Raw genomic sequence first — 16,793 nt, 5'->3', positions numbered from 1 at the left:
TTTCGACCCGGTTCGTTTCGTGGCCCTGATCGAGCGGGCGGTGGAACTGCGCGAGGCCATGAAGGCCAGGGTGGCGGCCAAGGGCGGCGCGACCGATTTCAACCAGGCCCCGGCCACCTTCATCCCGACCGGTTTAGCGACCGAACTGGCCGCCCAGGGCAAGGCCCTCAACCTGCTCGAACGCCTCGATGCCGACGTCAACATCCGTTCGCTCAAACAAACCGTTCTCTTCGGCCTGAAGGGTATCGCCGCCTATGCCGACCATGCCGCCATCCTCGGACAGAAGGACCCGACCGTGCCCGCCTTCTGCTACGAGGCGCTGACCATGCTGCTTTCATCCGATCTGACCCTGGAGCAGGGCGTGGCCATGGTCATGAAGGCCGGCGAGACCAACCTGCGGGCCATGGAACTGCTTGACGCTGCCAACACCGGCACCTACGGCCATCCGATACCCACGGCGGTGCCGCTCGGCCATCGCAAAAACAAGTGCATCCTCATCACCGGCCACGATCTGCACGATCTGGAACTGCTGCTCAAGCAGACCGAGGGCAAGGGCATCGACATCTACACCCACGGCGAGATGCTGCCCTGCCACGGCTATCCGGAGCTGAAAAAATACCCACATTTCTACGGCCACTTCGGTACCGCCTGGCAGAACCAGCAGAAGGAATTCCCCAACTTTCCGGGCCCGATCCTGTTCACCACCAACTGCATCCAGAAGCCGCGCGACGACTACAAGGACCGGGTGTTCACCAACGGTCTGGTGGGCTGGCCCGGCGTGAAACATATCAGCGACAAGGACTACTCGGCGGTGGTCAAGATGGCGTTGGCCATGCCCGGTTTCACCGACGACGTCGACAACGGCCAGGTGCTGGTGGGCTTTGCCCGCAACACCGTGCTCGGCGTGGCCGACAAGGTGATCGAGGCCATCAAGGCCAAGGCGATCCGCCACTTCTTCCTGGTGGGCGGCTGCGACGGCGCCAAACCCGGCCGCGACTACTTCACCCGGTTTGTCGAACAGGTGCCCAACGACTGCATGGTGCTGACACTGGCCTGCGGCAAATTCCGCTTCTTCGACAAGCAGCTGGGCGACATCGGCGGCATTCCGCGCCTGCTCGACGTCGGCCAGTGCAACGACGCCTACTCGGCCATCCAGATCGCGGTGGCTTTGGCCAAGGCCTTCGACTGCGGCGTCAACGACCTGCCGCTCTCCCTGGTGCTGTCCTGGTACGAGCAGAAGGCGGTGGCCATCCTTCTGACCCTGCTCTACCTGGGCATCAAGGACATCCGCCTGGGACCATCGCTGCCGGCCTTCATCAGTCCGGCGGTGCTCGAATTTCTGGTCACCACCTTCGGCATCAAGCCGGTGGACACCCCGGAAGCCGATCTGAAAGCCATCCTCGGCTGACCCTTAACCCGTATTTTCAACCCAAATCCCCGGCCGGATCATCCGGTCCGGTCGGGGTCTGCCCGGAATAAGCCCATGAACGACCATCAGAAGACCTATCTCGCGCTGCCCCATTTGAACGCCGGCCTGCTCAGCCCCGAAGAGCTGGAGCAGCTGGCCGCCCTGGCCAGAACATACCACATCCCGAAAATCAAAATCACCGGCGCCCAGCGGGTGGCCTTCCTCGGCATGGAGCCAGAGGCGCTGGCCGCCCTGAAAGAGGAGTTGCATATCCCGGATGCGCCGCCGCACGCCCGCAACCAGGTCCACTACGTCCAGGCCTGTCCGGGCCGCACCTGGTGCCAGTTCGGCCAGGGCGACGCTCTGGCGCTGGGCGAACGGATCAAGGCCATCGAACTCGACGGTCCCCTGCCCTACAAGGTCAAGGTGGGCATTTCCGGGTGCCGCTTCTGCTGCTGCGAATCCTGGGTCCGCGATGTGGGGCTCGCCGCAGAGAAGAAGGGCTGGCGGTTCTCCTTCGGCGGCAACGGCGCCGGCCGGCCGCGCATCGGCGATCTGGTGGCCGAAGGCCTGAGCGACGACGAGGCCGTGTCCCTGGTGACCAGGACCCTGAACTATTATCTCCGGGAGGCCAAATTCAAGACCCGGTCCGCCCGGTTCATGGAACGCTTCGGCATCGAGGCCTTGAAAAAGGCGGTGCTCGGCTGACCGGCATTCATTTTCTGTAAAGAAGACATCATGAGAGTACGACGAAAAATTATCAAGATAGACGAAGAACTGTGCAACGGCTGCGGCCTGTGCGTGCCCGACTGCGCCGAAGGCTCGCTGCGGATCGTCGATGGCAAGGCCCGGCTGGTGGCCGACAAGCTCTGCGACGGCCTGGGCGCCTGCCTCGGCTCCTGCCCGACCGGCGCGCTCACCATCGTCGAGCGCGAGGCCGACGAGTTCGACGAGGAGGCGGTGCATCAGTTCCTTGCCGACACAACAAAGGAAAGACCTGCGCTGGCGCGCCCCCACGGCTCCGGTTGCCCCTCGGCCCGCTTGCAGACTTTTGAAGCGGTAACACCCTGCCAGCTCGCCAACATGCCAGCCGCCCAGTCGGGTTCCGCCCTGTCCCACTGGCCGATTCAGATCCGGCTGATCCCGCCGACCGCGCCTTTTCTCGACAACTGCGATCTGCTGGTGGCCGCCGATTGCACCGCCGTGGCCTATGCCGGACTCCAGCAGGATTTCCTCGCCGGCCGGGTGGTGATGATGGGTTGCCCCAAGTTCGACGACCAGCAGCTCTATGTCGACCGGTTCACCGAGATCTTTCGTACCCGGCAATTGCGCTCCCTGACCATCCTCATCATGGAGGTGCCCTGCTGCCACGCCATGCTCCGCATCGTCAGGCAGGCCTGGGATGCGGTCAAGCCGGAGGTGCCGGTCCGCCAGGTGGTGATCTCCACCCGTGGCGACATCAAGGAAGAAACCGCCTGGTAGCGGCTGCCCGCACCGCTCTCCGTCCCGTTCCGGACCACTGGCCTCCTTGCGGCGGTTCCGGGGCGGGCACGGTGTTTTTTTTATTTCCCTCCCGATACGCCGGCCGGCATTCGCGCCTTGCGCTTCCGCTGCCGCTGGGCTACGCTTGCGAAAACATCTCGTTTCCGGCTGTCCTCCCCTTTTTCCCACCCCGGCATGGCCCCATGAAAACCAACCTGACCCTGATCGGCATGCCCGGCGCGGGCAAGAGCACCGTCGGCATCATCCTGGCCAAGAATCTGTCGCTCGACTTCGTCGACACCGACGTGCTCATCCAGGTCAACCAGCAGAAATCGCTGCAGCAGATCATCGACGAATCCGACCATCTCTCCTTGCGGGCCATCGAGGAGGCGGAAATCTGCAAGCTCGACGTCAGCCGCCATGTCATCGCCACCGGCGGCAGCGCCGCCTACAGCCACCGGGCCATGACCCACCTGCGCCGCATCTCCCTCGTCGTGTTCCTCGAGGTCCCATTCGCCGAGATCGAGTGCCGCATCCGCAATTTCGCCACCCGCGGCATCGCCAAGGCCAAGGATCAAACCTTCCGGGACTTGTTCGACGAACGGCAGGCGTTGTACAGGCAATACGCCGAGCTGACCATCCCCTGCGACGGCCTCGATCAGGAGGCCGTCGCGCTCGCCATTCTCCGCTCTATCCCGCCGGATTGGCCGGGCTGATCCGGCCCGCGGAGCGGCCGGATTATTTTCCGGGCACTTTTACCTATCCTTTGACTTCCCTTGGAAATCCCATACAATCCTACCCAGAACCATTGGGATGTCTGACCGGCCGATGCCATGGGGGATGACGTCGTCCGGTCGGGGAAAACCGTGTCCGGAGTACCACTGTCCGGGAAACTGTCATTCTTCGGGAGAGGATCTGTATGAACGTGTCATCCATTCGTTTCAAACTCATTGTCGGCGGCATTCTCATTGTGCTTCTTCCCCTTGCGGTGAGCGGTTATGTGGCCCAGGACAATTCCGCCACAGCCGTGACCACGTACAGCAAAGCCAATGCCCAGTCCATCGCCGAAGGCCTGGCCATGCAGGTCGCGGCGACCCTGGAGGGCGAAATTAAATTTGCCGCCGCCTTTGCCGGCCGGACCCTGGTGAAGAACGCGGCCGAAGCGGTGCACGCCAAGGGCATCGAAGAAGCGACCGCGACCGGCGCCCTGGACGTGATCCGCAACGATTTACGCAAGCGGTTTGAACAGCTCAGAGGCACGTACAATGCCATTCTCCTCACCGACGCCAACGGCAGGATCTATGCCTCCGAAACCGTGTCGGCGGAGGAAATCGAAGGTATCGACATCGGCAGTCATCCCCTGTTCAAGGAGGTCAAAAGCAGCAAGAAGACCCTGAGCGGCGAAATAGTGCGCTCCAAAGCCACCAACGAGCCGGTCATCTTTCTGTGCGGCCCCATTCTTGCCGACAACGGCACCTTCCTCGGCGCATTCGGTACCTTTCTCAAGGGATCCGTGCTGACCGATCTGGTCACGGCCAAGAAGATCGGCCTTACCGGCTACTGTTTCATGGCCAACAGGGACGGCATCATCATCGCCCACCCCGACGCGAAAAATGTCCTGCAACTGGACCTCAAGACGCTCAAGGACATGGATACCATCACCAGGGCGATGATGACGGGCAAGACCGGCTCGGAGGCCTACGTGTACAAGGGAATAGACAAGGTCGGCGGATACGCGCCGGTCGGGCTCAAGGGATGGAGCGTCACCGCCACCCAGGATGCCAGCGAATTCCTGGCCAGCGTCGTTTCCCTCCGCAACACCATCGCCCTGATCACCCTCGTTTCGGTCGCCACGGCGGCGCTTCTCATCTTCTTCGCCGCGAATTCCATCGTCCGGCCGATCAACAAGGCGGTGGCCGGCCTGCAGGATATCGCCCAGGGCGAAGGTGATCTCACCATGCGGCTCGCCGTGACCTCGAAGGATGAGGTCGGCGAACTGGCCAAGTGGTTCAACACCTTCATCGACAAGCTGCAATCGATCATCGGCAGGATCAGCGACAACACCAGGGAAGTGAACCTGGCGATCAAGGAGCTGTCGGGCATCGCCGTGGCCCTGTCGAAGAACGCCGAGGAAACCTCCGGCCGGGCCGGCAACGTCGCCACCGCCACCGAGGAGATGAGCGCCAATCTCAACGGCGTTGCCGCCGCCATGGAACAATCCACCACCAACACCACCATGGTGGCCAGCGCGGCCGAGGAAATGACCGCGACCATCAGCCAGATTGCCCAGAACGCGGAGCAGGCCCACTCCATCTCCGAACAGGCGGTCCATCAGGCGTCCAACACATCCAGCAAGATGGCGGAACTGGGGCAGGCGGCCGAGGCCATCGGCAAGGTCACCGAGGCGATCACCGAGATTTCGGAGCAGACCAATCTGCTGGCCCTCAACGCCACCATCGAGGCGGCAAGGGCCGGCGAGGCGGGCAAGGGGTTTGCGGTGGTTGCCAATGAGATCAAGGAACTGGCCAAGCAGACGGCCGCCGCCACCATGGACATCAAGAACCAGATCGCCGGCGTGCAGGGAACGACCAAATCAACGGTCGAGGAGATCAACCAGATCACCAAGATCATCAACAATGTCAACGAGATCGTCGCCACGATCTCCACGGCGGTCGGGGAACAGTCCTCGGCCACCGAAGAGATCGCCAACAACATTGCCCAGGCTTCCCAGGGACTGGGCGAGGTGAACGAAAACGTCAGCCAGAGTTCGGCGGTGGCGGGCACCATCACCCAGGACATCGCCGGGGTGAACATGGCCTCCAACGAGATTTCCCAGAGCAGCCAGCAGATTGCCACCAGTGCGGGCCGCCTGCAGGATCTGGCCAACGAGTTGCAGGGGATTGTCAACACGTTCAAGATCTAGCGAAAGCCGCGGCTCGGGCCGGCTCACCGGCTCCCGCTGACAAGGCGATGAGCCAAATAAAAACGGCGCCCCAAGGGGCGCCGTTTTTATTGCTTTTGTTTCCTGAAAAAAACAGATCCGTCAGACCTTGGCCAGCCGGCACATGAAACTCCTGCTGGTGGAGGTGCCGGAGACCGGGCCGCGTTTGTCGTCCTCGGTCAGGGTGTTGAGGTTGGCGCGCGGATCGAAATCGCCCCAGCCCCAGGCCAGGCGGACCGTGCCCGGCCGCACCGCGGTCGACAGCCGCGCCGTCATCTCGATGGCCCCCTTCGGGGTGGCGATGCGGATCCGGTCGCCCTCGGCAAAGCCCTGCCGGCCGGCGTCGTCGGGGTGGATATCGACCACGCAGCCGGGGCCGCCGTGCAGCAGGGCCGGAATGGTGCGGAACTGGGAGTTGGTGAAGCGGATGTCGCGGCTGCCGCTGATGCCCAGCACCGGATACTCGCCGCTTTGCTCGGCAAAGCTGATCGGGTCGTCCCCCAGGCCGTGCTCGAAGGGAACCCCGGCAAACCCCGCCTCGGCCAGCCTGCGGGAGAAAAATTCCACCTTGCCCGAAGGGGTCTTGAACGGCTGGTCGCGGTATTTTTCGTAGCGGGGCGCCTCGATCCGCAGGCCGGTCTTGCCGTTGGCGCGCAGATCCGTGACCGTAACCCCGGCGGGCTCCAGTTGATAGTCGATCGCCTCTTCGGCGGTCTGCCAGGGGAAATCCCCGCCGTACCCCAGCCGCCGACCCAGTTCGAACACGATTTTCCAGTCCGGCCAGGAATCGCCCACCGGATCGATGACCGCATTCTGCAAAATAATCGGGTTGTTGCGGATGGAGGACCGGTTGAGCTGGGTTTTCTCGAAGCAACTGGAGGCCGGCAGGACGACATCGGCCAATCTGCCGGTTTCGGTCAGGAACATGTCGATCACCACCAGCGTCTCCAGCTTGGCGAACGCCGCCCGGGTCCGGGTGGAATCGGCCATGGTCACCAGCGGGTTGCCGGACTGGACCACCACCATCTTGAGCGGATAGGGTTTTTCCTCGAGGATGGCGTCGACCACGCACCCCTGCACCTGGTTGCCCCAGGTTTCGCTGAAGGTGTTGAACAGGGGATAATCGCAGGTGATGGGCACTGCGTCCCCGGCCAGCCGCTCCTTAAGCTGGATGTTGCGGGCCGGGATCGGCTGCGGCAGCACGTCACCGCCCGGCTTATCGAGGTTGCCGGTGAGGGCGCGGAGCATGGCCACGGCGCGGGTGGTGTCGAACACCTCGCGGTGCATGTCCAGGCCGTTGCCGTCGATGATCGCCGCCGGTTTGGTCATGGCATAGAGACGAGCCACCTCCCTGATCTGCTCCGCAGTCAGCCACAGCGTCTCGGCCACCTCCTCGGCCGGATAGCGGGCGGCCACTTCCCTGAGCCGGTCGAAGCCGACGGTGTACCCGGCGACGAATTCGGCATCGTACAACTCCTGCCGGATGATCTCGTTAATCATGGCCATGGCCAGCAGGCCGTCATGGCCCGGCTTGATCTGCAGCCAGATGTCGGCCTTGCGGGCCAGCGCCGTCCGGACCGGATCGATGACGATCAGGGTGGCACCGTGCTCCTTGGCCCAGTGGATGCCTTCGGCAGCGCCCAGGGCGGTGTTGCCGTCATTCTTGCCCCAGACGATGATGCACTTGGCGCTCTTGGCCTCGGGAAAGGCCATGGAGCCATAGGTGTAGGTGTGGGCGAAATCGCGGGCCACGAAGCAGATGGAGCCGTTGCCGATGGTGTTGGGGCTGCCGAAGGCATGCATCAGCCGGTTGGGATAGTCCCAGGGCGCCCCCCAATCGGCGGCCATGCCCCGCAGCCAGGCCACGGACTGCGGCCCCGATGTCTGGCGGTGGTGCCGGAACGCCGCCGCCACCCGGTCGAGCGCCTCATCCCAGCCGGTCTCGCGGAAACCGGAGCCGTCCTCCTTCTTCACCAGCGGCCTGGTCAGACGCTCCGGCGAATAGACGATCTCCGGGGCGACCGCCAGCTTGGCGCAGGCCAGCCGCCTGTCCGGATCGAGAAAGGACTTGCGCCGGGCGCCGAGCAGGCGGCCCGCCTCCACTTCGGCTTCGATGGGACAGCAGGAAGAACAGAAACGGCAGACCGTGTCGATAATCATCGTTTCCTCCTATCGTTGGGCATGAACATAGCAGCTGCGGATCAGCTCGTAGTGGTTACTGTGGGTGCGGATGGTCCACCAGACGCTGCCGGGCGCGCCCACCCGCCAGGCCGGCGCCAACTCGCCGCTAGCATCGGCCAGCATCGCCGCCACGTTGGCCAACCCCTTGCCGGCAAAGCGCCCTTCCGCCGTGCCGCCCAACCACTCCTCTATAGGGGCGGCCTCGGTCGACCAGGAAAAGGGGTCGGAAAGCAGAAACTGGGCGTGCCCGTTGCGGGTGACCCGGTTCATTTCGCGCAGATGCGCAAGCGGCGAGGGCACCTTGTCGACCAGGTTGAGCGAGGAGAACAGCGCCACCGACTTCTGCCGCAACGGCAGGGCCAGGGCATTGGCGACGATGAATTCCACCCGGTCGCTGCGCCATTCGTCGGGCAGGCGGATGGTCACCTCCCGGCGCAGCAGCCCCTCGTCCTTGAGCAACACCGCCAGCGTCCGTTCCCGCATCAGCCGCCGCGCCGCCCGGATGAACGCCTGCGAGGTATCGATGCCGATGGCGAAATCGCAGCGCGCGCTCATCTCGAAGGTGAACCGCCCCACCGCGCCGCCGGCATCCAGCGCCACGCCGCCCTGCGGCTGCATCAGCCCGGCCCAGGTGGCATAGGCCTGCGAGGCCTGGTCGTCGTCAAGCAGGTCGCTGAAATGGCTCCACAAATAGGAGGAAACCACCTCGTCGGTCTCGTACTTGTTGGTCGCCCGCTGGGTGTCGGTCGTCTGCGGGTCAAGCAGGGCCACACCCTCGACGATGGGATAGCGGGTGCCGCATTGCGGGCAAGCCAGCAAGCCGGTGGCGATGTCGCCGTCCTGTTCGGCAAGGATATCGGCGGTCAGAGGCAGTTCCGCGGGCAGACAGCGGGGACAGACAAGCAGTTCGAGGAGGTGCGCCTTCATATCTCATCCGTTGAGCGAGGGGAAATTTATGCCACGTTGTGAGAGCAGCAAACAGATATTTTTTCGATAACCGGCTATTAATTATATAGAAAATTATCGCAATGAGACTAACTATCAGACAGCGGCGCGTCAACCGTTAAATGCGCCGGCCGGCATTTCCCCGCTCCGGAGCGGCCTGACGCACCTGTTTACAACCAGCCGGCGATGGGCTAGGATGTGTCGTCCTCTGAGCCAATTTTTTCAAAAACGCCACCATGAACAGACGTTTGCCCGCCGAATGGGAACCGCAGGACGGCGTGCTGCTCGCCTGGCCGCACGCGGACAGCGACTGGCGCGACAATCTGGCTGCGGTCGTCCCGGTCTTCGTCCGCATCGCCGCCGCCGTCAGCCGCTTCGAGCGGCTGGTGATCGCCGCCCCGGAGATCGGGCCGGTTCGGGAACTGTTGCAGGCGGCCGGAATCGACATGGGCCGGGTGGCCCTCTTCCCGGTGGCCACCAACGACACCTGGGCGCGCGACTTCGGCCCGATCACGGTGCTGGCGCAGCAAGGTCCGGTGCTGCTCGACTTCGGCTTCAACGCCTGGGGCCTGAAATTCGCCGCCGACCTCGACAACCAGGTCACCGGCCACCTGGCCCGGCTCGGCGCCTTCGGCGAATGCGCCCGGCACATCCCCGGCCTGATCCTGGAGGGCGGCAGCATCGAGAGCGACGGCGACGGCACCCTGCTGACCACCGCCTCCTGCCTGCTCAGCCCCAACCGCAATCCCCATCTGGACCGCCGGGGCATCGAGGCGGCCCTCGCCGCCCTGCTCGGCGCCTCCCGCCTGCTCTGGCTGGAAAACGGCTTCCTGGCCGGCGACGATACCGACGCCCACATCGACACCCTGGCCCGGTTCTGCTCCGAGACCACCATCGCCTATGTCCGCTGCGACGATCCCGCCGACGAGCACCATGCCGCCCTGGCCGCCATGGAGGACGAACTGCGCGCCTTCCGCACCCGCGAAGGGCGGCCCTACAATCTTGTGCCACTGCCCTGGCCCGAGGCCTGTTACGGTGCCGACGGCCACCGCCTGCCGGCCACCTACGCCAATTTTCTGCTCATCAACGGCGCGGTGCTGGTGCCGACCTACGGCGTGCCCCAGGACGAAGCGGCCCTGGCCGTCATCGCCCGGATTTTTCCCGACCGGGAGATCGTCGGCGTCGACTGCCGGCCCCTCATTGCCCAACATGGCTCGCTCCATTGCGTCACCATGCAGATTCCCCGAGGAGGACTGCCATGAACACGCTCCGCGTCGGCCTGGTGCAGCAGCGCTGCACCGACAACCGCCAGGACAACATCGCCGCGAGCATGCGGGGCATCCGCGAGGCCGCGGCCCAAGGCGCCCGGCTGGCGGTTTTGCAGGAACTCCATTGCGGCCCCTATTTCTGCCAGACCGAGGACACCGCCTGCTTCGATCTGGCCGAACCGATCCCCGGCCCGGCCACCGAGGCGTTCGGCTCCCTGGCCAGGGAGCTGGGCCTGGTGATCGTCACCTCGCTGTTCGAGCGGCGGGCCGCCGGCCTCTACCACAACACCGCCGTGGTCCTGGAGGCGGACGGCTCCATTGCCGGCCGCTACCGCAAGATGCACATCCCCGACGACCCCGGCTATTACGAGAAATTCTATTTCACCCCTGGCGACCTCGGCTTCACCCCCATCGACACCTCCGTCGGTCGACTGGGCGTGCTCGTCTGCTGGGATCAGTGGTACCCCGAGGCGGCCCGGCTGATGGCCATGGCCGGGGCCGAGGTCCTCATTTATCCCACGGCCATCGGCCACGATCCCAACGACGTGGCCGAGGAGCAGGCCCGCCAGCGCGAGGCCTGGATGACCATCCAGCGCGGCCACGCCATCGCCAACGGCATCCCGGTAATCAGCGTCAACCGGGTGGGTTTCGAGGCCGATCCCTCCGGCGTCGGGGCCGGAGCGCAGTTCTGGGGCACCAGTTTCGCCGCCGGCTGCCAGGGGGAACTTTTGGCCATGGCCGCAGGCGACCGTGAGCAGGTGCTGGTGGTCGATCTCGACCGGAGGCGGAGCGAGCAGGTCCGCCGCATCTGGCCCTATCTCCGCGACCGGCGGATCGACGCCTACACCGATCTCGTCCGCCGTTATCGGGATTGACCGCCGCCCAACACCCGCATCATATTTTTCCAGCCATGTTGGCGGCCCGCCGCTCTTCTCTCGGCTAAAACCAAGCGCAGAAAGACATACGCCGTTTTTGCGAAAACCGCCGTCATTTCTTGGACAAGACCTTTCGTATCCCCTATACTTTTTCTGTCATGATTTCATTGTATTCGTTTTTTTCATTTTCCCGTGAACAGACAAAGGAGAAACGCATGAAACCATTCGTCGCCGCCGTCACCCTGGCCGCAATTCTGTCCGCCGGCGCCACCGCCTGGGCGGAGGATGCTGAAAACTGCAAGGATCACCCCCTGTTCAGCCGCATGCCCAATTACGAAATCCACGAATGCGCCACCACCCAGTTCGACGCGGTCGGCTTTCCCAGGCCCGAACTCAAGGAATGGAACACTCCCGAGGAATACACCACTGTCGAGGGCAAAATTCACGCCATCAGCTACAGACCGAAGGAAGGCGCCACCCCGACCAGCGCCCTGCAGATCGTGCGCAATTTCCAGAATGCGGTGAAAAAAGATAACGGCACGGTGCTGGGTGACTACGGCCCCGACCTCTACCCGCACCTGCCGGACACGGCCGTGAAATATATAGGCGGAACGTTCGACCGCTACACGACCATGACCCTGAACAAGGGCGGCAGCGAGTTCTGGATCTACCTCGGTGCCAGCGACGGTGATGAATACAAGCTGCTCATGGTGGAAAAACAGGAAATGAAACAGGAGATCAGTGTCAACGACCTGGCACAGCAACTCGACAAGGACGGGTTCCTCACTTATCACATCAACTTCGACACCGGCAAGGCGATCATCAAGCCGGACAGCGAGGGCAGCATCAGCCAGATCGCCACCCTGATGCACAGCGTGCCGACGCTCAAGGTGAGCATCGAGGGGCATACCGACAATGTCGGCACCCCCGAAAGCAACATGAAACTGAGCGAGGAGCGAGCCAAGGCGGTTATGGCCGCGGTGGTGGCCAAGGGCATTGCCGCCGACCGGATGACCGCCGTGGGCCGCGGCCAGGACGCGCCGGTCGCCGACAACCGCAAGGAGGAAGGCCGGGCCCTGAATCGCCGGGTGGAGGTGGTCAAGAAATAGGGTTCAGGCCCTTCCGATTGCCCGGCGGGTGAGCCGCGCACAGCAAAGGCATCGACATGACGCACGAAACAATCCGCTGTCCCAAATGTTCCCACGAACAGACCAATCGGGTCGAGTGCGAGGCCTGCGGCCTGCTCTTCCGCAAATTCGAACAGGCGCGGGAACGGGAACGACAGGAGCAAACCCCGCCCATCGAACCAGCGGAGCCGGAGGCGCAATCGTCCGGCTCTTTGCTGAAAATCGGCTCGACCCTGACACTGGTCGCGGTGACGGCCGCCGTCACCTACTGGTTCGCCGCCGGCAGTGGACCGCAGCAGCCCGCGCCGATGCCGACGCCGATGCAGCAGCCCTCGCCGCCGGCGGCAACACAGGTGGCCGAACCACTGCCGCAGCCGGCGCCCTCCCCCGGACCGCGGCCGATCGGCCAACCGCGCACCGAGATCCCGGCCGCCGGCTCCATCGAGCAGGCCAAGATGGGCACCGTCGCCATCGAAACCCCGTGGGGCACCCTGGGCTCCGGGTTCTTTGTCAACGACACCCTCGTCGTCACCAACAAACATGTGGTCGAGCAGGACACCGGTCCCCTCAACGAACTGCGCCACAAGGTGCAGACCAGCCGGCAGATGATCGCCCTGGAGCAGGAACAGATCGCCCAGATCCGCGACTGGCTCAAGAAAATGGCCGACGGCCCGGCCCGCCGCCAACTGCTCCTCACCCTTCAGGAAAAGGAAAGGGCGCTGGCCAAGGTGCTCCCCAGGCAGGAAGAGGCGGAACGGCGCCTCCGCGAGATGGAGGAGCCCCGGCGGGCAACGGATATCAAAATCTTCCTCGCCGATGGCAGCGAGCACCATCCCCAGTCGATCCAGGTCAGCCCCAAGCGGGACCTCGCCCTCCTCACCGTTTACGGAGGGAAGCCGCAGCCGCTCAGGGCGGCCGATACAAACGCGCTGCTCAGGGAAGGCGACAAGGTGTACACCGTCGGCAACCCTTCGGGACTGCGCCACACCGTGACCGCGGGCATCTTCTCCGGCTACCGCCGGAACACGGAGACCGGGGAAATCGTGCTGCAGACCGATGCGCCCATCAACCCCGGCAATTCGGGCGGCCCCCTGATCGACGAGCGCGGCCGGGTCCACGGGGTCAACTACATGATTTACCGCGAAACCCAGGGAATCGGCTTCGCCATTCCCATCCAGGCGGTGTTCGAGGAGTTTTCCCTCACGCCGCCATGAGCAACACCGCGGCGCTGCCGCCGCGGTGTTTTCCCGCTCTCACGATCTGCGCCGCCCAAGGCAGGCGCAGGTTTTCGTTCACCCCTTCTTCTTCGCGTAGGGCCAGGCCATGATGCCGCCCTCCATGACCTTGACGTTGGTATAGCCATGGGCGCGGAGGATGCACTCCGCCTCGTAGCCGCGCAGGGAGACCTTGCAGAAGCAGATGATCTCGGCGTTCTTGTCGGCGGGCAGCTCGGCCAGGCGCGACCGCAGGGCGCCCATCGGGATCAGGGTCTCGCCGATTCCCAGATGCATCTCCTTGTATTCGCTGGGATTGCGGCCGTCGAGGAAGAAGGGACGTTCGCCGGCCTGGATCTTGTTCCAGACCTCGCGCACGCCGATGCCGGTCATGCGGCCCTTGAGCTTGTTCTGCGCGATGTGGGCGGCGGTGATGAAATGATCGATGGCCGGCGAAAACGGCGGCGCATAGGGCAGATCGGCGTTGACCACGTCCTCGACCGTGAGCCTGCCCTGGATGGCCATGGCCGCGGTGGCGATCTGGCGGCTGACGTCACCCAACCCCACACACTGGTAGCCGAGAATCCGCTGGTCCCGGTCGACCAGCAGCTTGGACACCAGGATCCTGGCGCCCATGAATCCCGGCTTGTCCGGGCTGGCGTTGACCGCAGTGGTGAAGCCCTCGATCCCCAGCCGTTGGGCCGTCTTTTCCGAAAGGCCGGTGGAGCCGGCGGCATAGTCGAACACCTTGCAGATGCCGGTGTGCACCGTGCCGGGAAAGGTCACCGTGTTGCCGCAGACGGCGTTCTCGCCGGCCACCCGCCCCTCCAGGTTGGCCAAATCCCCCATAGGCGCGAACACCGGGGCGCCGGTGATCCGGTTCGGGATCTCGACGCAGTCGCCGGCGGCGTAGATGTCCGCATCCGAGGTCTGCATGAATTGATTGACCGTGATGCCGCCGAAGGCACCGATGGCCAGGCCGGCCTCCCTGGCTAGGTCGCTGTTGGGCCGCACGCCGATGGCCATCACCGCCAGGCCGCAGTCGAGCACCGTGCCGTCGGCGAGCCTGACCCCGGTGAGCGCACCGTTCTTGCCGACGAACTCCTTGACCCCGATACCGGTCAGCACCCGGGCGCCCTTGGCCTGCATGTGGTTTTCCACCAGCTTGGCCAACTCCCAGTCGAGAAAGGTGAGCACCTGATCCACGGCCTCCACCACGGTGACCTGGATTCCCGAGGATTGCAGGGCCTCGCAGGCCTCGACCCCGATCAGGCCGCCGCCGATGACCACCGCCTGCTGCACCTGCCCCGCGTCGCGGACGCCGCGCAGATAATCGGTGTCGGCCATGGACAGCAATGTGGTGACCCCGGCCAGCCCGATGCCCGGAATGGGCGGCATGTTGGCCCGGGCGCCGGTGGCGATGATCAGCCGGTCATAGCCGAGGGCGCGTTCCTCGCCGGTTTTGACGTGGCGGCAGCGTACCTGCTTGGCCGCGCGGTCGATCGCCGTGACCTCGGTTTCGACCAGGGCGGCGATCTTCTTGGCCTTCTGGAAAAAGACGGGGTCGCGGACCACGCCGGCCGGGGTGCAGAGCAGTTGGCTGCGGTCGTTGAAGGTGCCGCCGACATAGTAGGGATAGCCGCAGGAGGCCATGGAGAGGTCCGGGGCCTTCTGGATGACGGTGATGTCGGCGAATTCGTCGAGCCGACGTGCCTTGGCCGCGGCCTTGGCGCCGGCGGCGGAACCGCCGATGACGATTATTCTGGTTGGTTGCATTCTGTCCTCCTGATGCATAATGAAGCGTGTAGACGCTGAAAAAAAACGGGCCGGTGGGATTTCGATTGCAATCGATGCGCCAGATGGTGTTTCCATAATGGGCGGCGACTACCACATTTCTCCCGCACTGCCATCACGCCGCGCCGGCGCGGCACCATCGAGGAAGCACAGCAGCATGGCCAGAAAAAAGGCCCCGCCTCCGGACGGGGTGACCGACATCATCCTGGAGAGCATCTCGGACGGGGTGTTCACCGTCAATCACGAATGGCGGATCACCTCCTTCAACCGGGCAGCCGAGGAGATCACCGGCATCTCGCGCCAGGAGGCCCTCGGCCGCTACTGCTGGGAGGTGTTCCGCTCCAATATGTGCGAGGGCGACTGCGCCCTGCGCCGCACCATGAAGGAAGAGCGCTCCTTTGTCAGCAGTTCCACCTACATCATCAACAGCGACCGCAGGCGCATACCGATCAGCGTCTCCACTGCGCCCCTGCGCAACGAGGCCGGCGACATCCTGGGCGGCGTCGAAACGTTCCGCGACAACACCCTGGTGGAGGAACTGCGCCGCGAGTTGAGCGGCACTTTCCGCCAGGGCGACATGGTGAGCCGCAGCAGCCTGATGCAGCGCATTTTTGCCGTGCTGCCCCAGATCGCCGAAAGCGATTCCAGCGTGCTGATCGAGGGCGAAACCGGCACCGGCAAGGAACTGATGGCCAAGTGCCTGCACGACCTGTCCGCGCGGCGGAACAAGCCCTTCGTGGCCATCAACTGCGGCGCCCTGCCCGACACCCTGCTCGAATCCGAACTGTTCGGCTACAAATCCGGGGCCTTTACCGGCGCGACCCGTGACAAACCGGGCTATTTTTCCCTGGCCGACGGCGGCACCATCCTGCTCGACGAGATCGGCGAAACCACGCCGGCCTTCCAGGTCAAGCTGCTGCGCGTCCTGGAGGAGCGGGAATTCCAGCCCCTGGGCGGAGTGGCGCGCAAACGGGTGAACGTCCGCATCCTCGCCGCCACCAACCGCGACCTCGCCGCCATGGTCGACCAGGGCGGGTTCCGCCGCGACCTGTTCTACCGGATCAACATCGTCCGGGTGTCCCTGCCGCCGCTGCGCCAGCGCAAGGAAGACATCCCGCTTCTGGTGGATCACTTCATCGACAAGATGAACCGGCTGCGGGGCAAGGCGGTGAGCGGCCTGGAGCCGGCCGCGCTCCAGCAGTTGATGGCGCACGAGTATCCCGGCAATATCAGGGAATTGGAAAACATCATCGAACACGCCTTCATCCTCTGTTCCCAGGGGCGGATCGGCCTCCATCACCTGCCGCCGTCCCTCGCTCCGACTCCGCCGTCGGCGGAATCTCAATCGCCCGCCTCGTTGCGCGACCGGCAGCAGAATGCCGAGGCCAATGCCATCCGCGACGCCCTCATCCGCAACAATTACAACCGCCTGGCCGCGGCTCGGGAACTGGGCATGCACAAGAGCACCTTGTTTCGCAAACTGAAAAAACTCCAGTTGGATCTGCCGGAGACGGACGGCCGCACCCCGCCCCCATCGCGGCCATAGAGTCGCACGAAC

General features: G+C 64.4%; 13 protein-coding genes (1 of these 13 running past the window's edge). 10 read left to right on the top strand and 3 right to left on the bottom strand.

Going from position 1 to position 16,793, the window contains the following annotated elements; genetic code table 11:
• The 5 genes from hcp to Q362_RS0114355 form a co-directional block, all read left to right on the top strand.
• On the top strand, nt 1-1,408 hold the 3' portion of the coding sequence (gene hcp / locus Q362_RS0114375) for a hydroxylamine reductase (protein ID WP_028319251.1). 221 nt of this gene lie to the left of the window's left edge; 1,408 of the gene's 1,629 nt are visible here — the last part of the coding sequence; its start codon lies beyond the left edge, outside the window; the stop codon is at nt 1,406-1,408.
• Nucleotides 1,409-1,483: 75 nt separating this feature from the next.
• Nucleotides 1,484-2,116, top strand: coding sequence for a nitrite/sulfite reductase domain-containing protein (locus Q362_RS0114370; protein ID WP_028319250.1), 633 nt, complete (start codon nt 1,484-1,486; stop codon nt 2,114-2,116).
• A 30-nt stretch (nt 2,117-2,146) separates the two neighbouring features.
• Complete coding sequence (locus Q362_RS0114365) at nt 2,147-2,890, top strand: ATP-binding protein (RefSeq protein WP_028319249.1); 744 nt, start codon at nt 2,147-2,149, stop codon at nt 2,888-2,890.
• Between the two features lie 203 nt (nt 2,891-3,093).
• A complete protein-coding gene (locus Q362_RS0114360; RefSeq protein ID WP_028319248.1) occupies nt 3,094-3,606 on the top strand; it encodes a shikimate kinase in 513 nt (170 codons plus the stop codon).
• A gap of 203 nt (nt 3,607-3,809) precedes the next feature.
• Nucleotides 3,810-5,813: a methyl-accepting chemotaxis protein gene (locus Q362_RS0114355; protein ID WP_028319247.1), complete on the top strand. Its 2,004-nt coding sequence runs from the start codon at nt 3,810-3,812 to the stop codon at nt 5,811-5,813.
• A 120-nt stretch (nt 5,814-5,933) separates the two neighbouring features.
• Here the strand turns inward: Q362_RS0114355 and Q362_RS0114350 are convergent, their stop codons facing one another.
• Both Q362_RS0114350 and Q362_RS0114345 read right to left on the bottom strand, forming a co-directional pair.
• Nucleotides 5,934-7,991, bottom strand: a complete 2,058-nt coding sequence (locus Q362_RS0114350; protein WP_028319246.1) for a molybdopterin-containing oxidoreductase family protein — start codon at nt 7,989-7,991, stop codon at nt 5,934-5,936.
• A 9-nt stretch (nt 7,992-8,000) separates the two neighbouring features.
• Nucleotides 8,001-8,939 (bottom strand): class I SAM-dependent methyltransferase, encoded by a 939-nt coding sequence (locus tag Q362_RS0114345; protein WP_028319245.1) that lies wholly within the window; start codon nt 8,937-8,939, stop codon nt 8,001-8,003.
• 254 nt (nt 8,940-9,193) lie between these two features.
• On the opposite strand from Q362_RS0114345, the gene Q362_RS0114340 reads away from it, so the two are divergent.
• From Q362_RS0114340 to Q362_RS22390, 4 genes are all read left to right on the top strand, one after another.
• The gene (locus Q362_RS0114340) at nt 9,194-10,219 is read left to right on the top strand and encodes an agmatine deiminase family protein (RefSeq protein ID WP_028319244.1); all 1,026 of its coding nucleotides are present in this window, start codon (nt 9,194-9,196) and stop codon (nt 10,217-10,219) included.
• The gene (locus tag Q362_RS0114335) at nt 10,216-11,100 is read left to right on the top strand and encodes a carbon-nitrogen hydrolase (RefSeq protein ID WP_028319243.1); all 885 of its coding nucleotides are present in this window, start codon (nt 10,216-10,218) and stop codon (nt 11,098-11,100) included. Before Q362_RS0114340 ends, Q362_RS0114335 begins: the two co-directional genes overlap by 4 nt.
• A 215-nt stretch (nt 11,101-11,315) precedes the next feature.
• A complete protein-coding gene (locus Q362_RS0114330) occupies nt 11,316-12,209 on the top strand; it encodes an OmpA family protein (RefSeq protein ID WP_028319242.1) in 894 nt (297 codons plus the stop codon).
• Nucleotides 12,210-12,265: 56 nt separating this feature from the next.
• Nucleotides 12,266-13,441, top strand: coding sequence for a trypsin-like peptidase domain-containing protein (locus Q362_RS22390; RefSeq protein WP_028319241.1), 1,176 nt, complete (start codon nt 12,266-12,268; stop codon nt 13,439-13,441).
• A 78-nt stretch (nt 13,442-13,519) separates the two neighbouring features.
• On the opposite strand, the gene Q362_RS0114315 is transcribed toward Q362_RS22390, so the two are convergent.
• Entirely contained in the window at nt 13,520-15,217 is a 1,698-nt protein-coding gene (locus Q362_RS0114315) for an FAD-dependent oxidoreductase (RefSeq protein WP_028319240.1), read from the bottom strand.
• Between the two features lie 175 nt (nt 15,218-15,392).
• On the opposite strand from Q362_RS0114315, the gene Q362_RS0114310 reads away from it, so the two are divergent.
• Nucleotides 15,393-16,781 carry a sigma-54 interaction domain-containing protein gene (locus Q362_RS0114310; protein WP_028319239.1) on the top strand — a complete coding sequence of 463 codons (1,389 nt, stop codon included), beginning with the start codon at nt 15,393-15,395 and terminating at the stop codon, nt 16,779-16,781.
• Nucleotides 16,782-16,793: the final 12 nt, after the last annotated feature.

It is taken from the genome of Desulfobulbus elongatus DSM 2908 (assembly GCF_000621145.1).
GTDB classification, from domain to species: Bacteria; Desulfobacterota; Desulfobulbia; order Desulfobulbales; family Desulfobulbaceae; genus Desulfobulbus; species Desulfobulbus elongatus.
This window is presented reverse-complemented; position numbering and strand designations above follow the sequence as displayed.

Coding starts and splice junctions, on each gene's coding strand:
- Q362_RS0114330 (WP_028319242.1), top strand. CDS start 11,316: ATGAAACCATTCGTCGCCGCCGTCACCCTGGCCGCAATTCTGTCCGCC.
- Q362_RS0114335 (WP_028319243.1), top strand. CDS start 10,216: ATGAACACGCTCCGCGTCGGCCTGGTGCAGCAGCGCTGCACCGACAAC.
- Q362_RS0114340 (WP_028319244.1), top strand. CDS start 9,194: ATGAACAGACGTTTGCCCGCCGAATGGGAACCGCAGGACGGCGTGCTG.
- Q362_RS0114345 (WP_028319245.1), bottom strand. CDS start 8,939: ATGAAGGCGCACCTCCTCGAACTGCTTGTCTGTCCCCGCTGTCTGCCC.
- Q362_RS0114315 (WP_028319240.1), bottom strand. CDS start 15,217: ATGCAACCAACCAGAATAATCGTCATCGGCGGTTCCGCCGCCGGCGCC.
- Q362_RS0114360 (WP_028319248.1), top strand. CDS start 3,094: ATGAAAACCAACCTGACCCTGATCGGCATGCCCGGCGCGGGCAAGAGC.
- Q362_RS0114365 (WP_028319249.1), top strand. CDS start 2,147: ATGAGAGTACGACGAAAAATTATCAAGATAGACGAAGAACTGTGCAAC.
- Q362_RS0114310 (WP_028319239.1), top strand. CDS start 15,393: ATGGCCAGAAAAAAGGCCCCGCCTCCGGACGGGGTGACCGACATCATC.
- Q362_RS22390 (WP_028319241.1), top strand. CDS start 12,266: ATGACGCACGAAACAATCCGCTGTCCCAAATGTTCCCACGAACAGACC.
- Q362_RS0114370 (WP_028319250.1), top strand. CDS start 1,484: ATGAACGACCATCAGAAGACCTATCTCGCGCTGCCCCATTTGAACGCC.
- Q362_RS0114355 (WP_028319247.1), top strand. CDS start 3,810: ATGAACGTGTCATCCATTCGTTTCAAACTCATTGTCGGCGGCATTCTC.
- Q362_RS0114350 (WP_028319246.1), bottom strand. CDS start 7,991: ATGATTATCGACACGGTCTGCCGTTTCTGTTCTTCCTGCTGTCCCATC.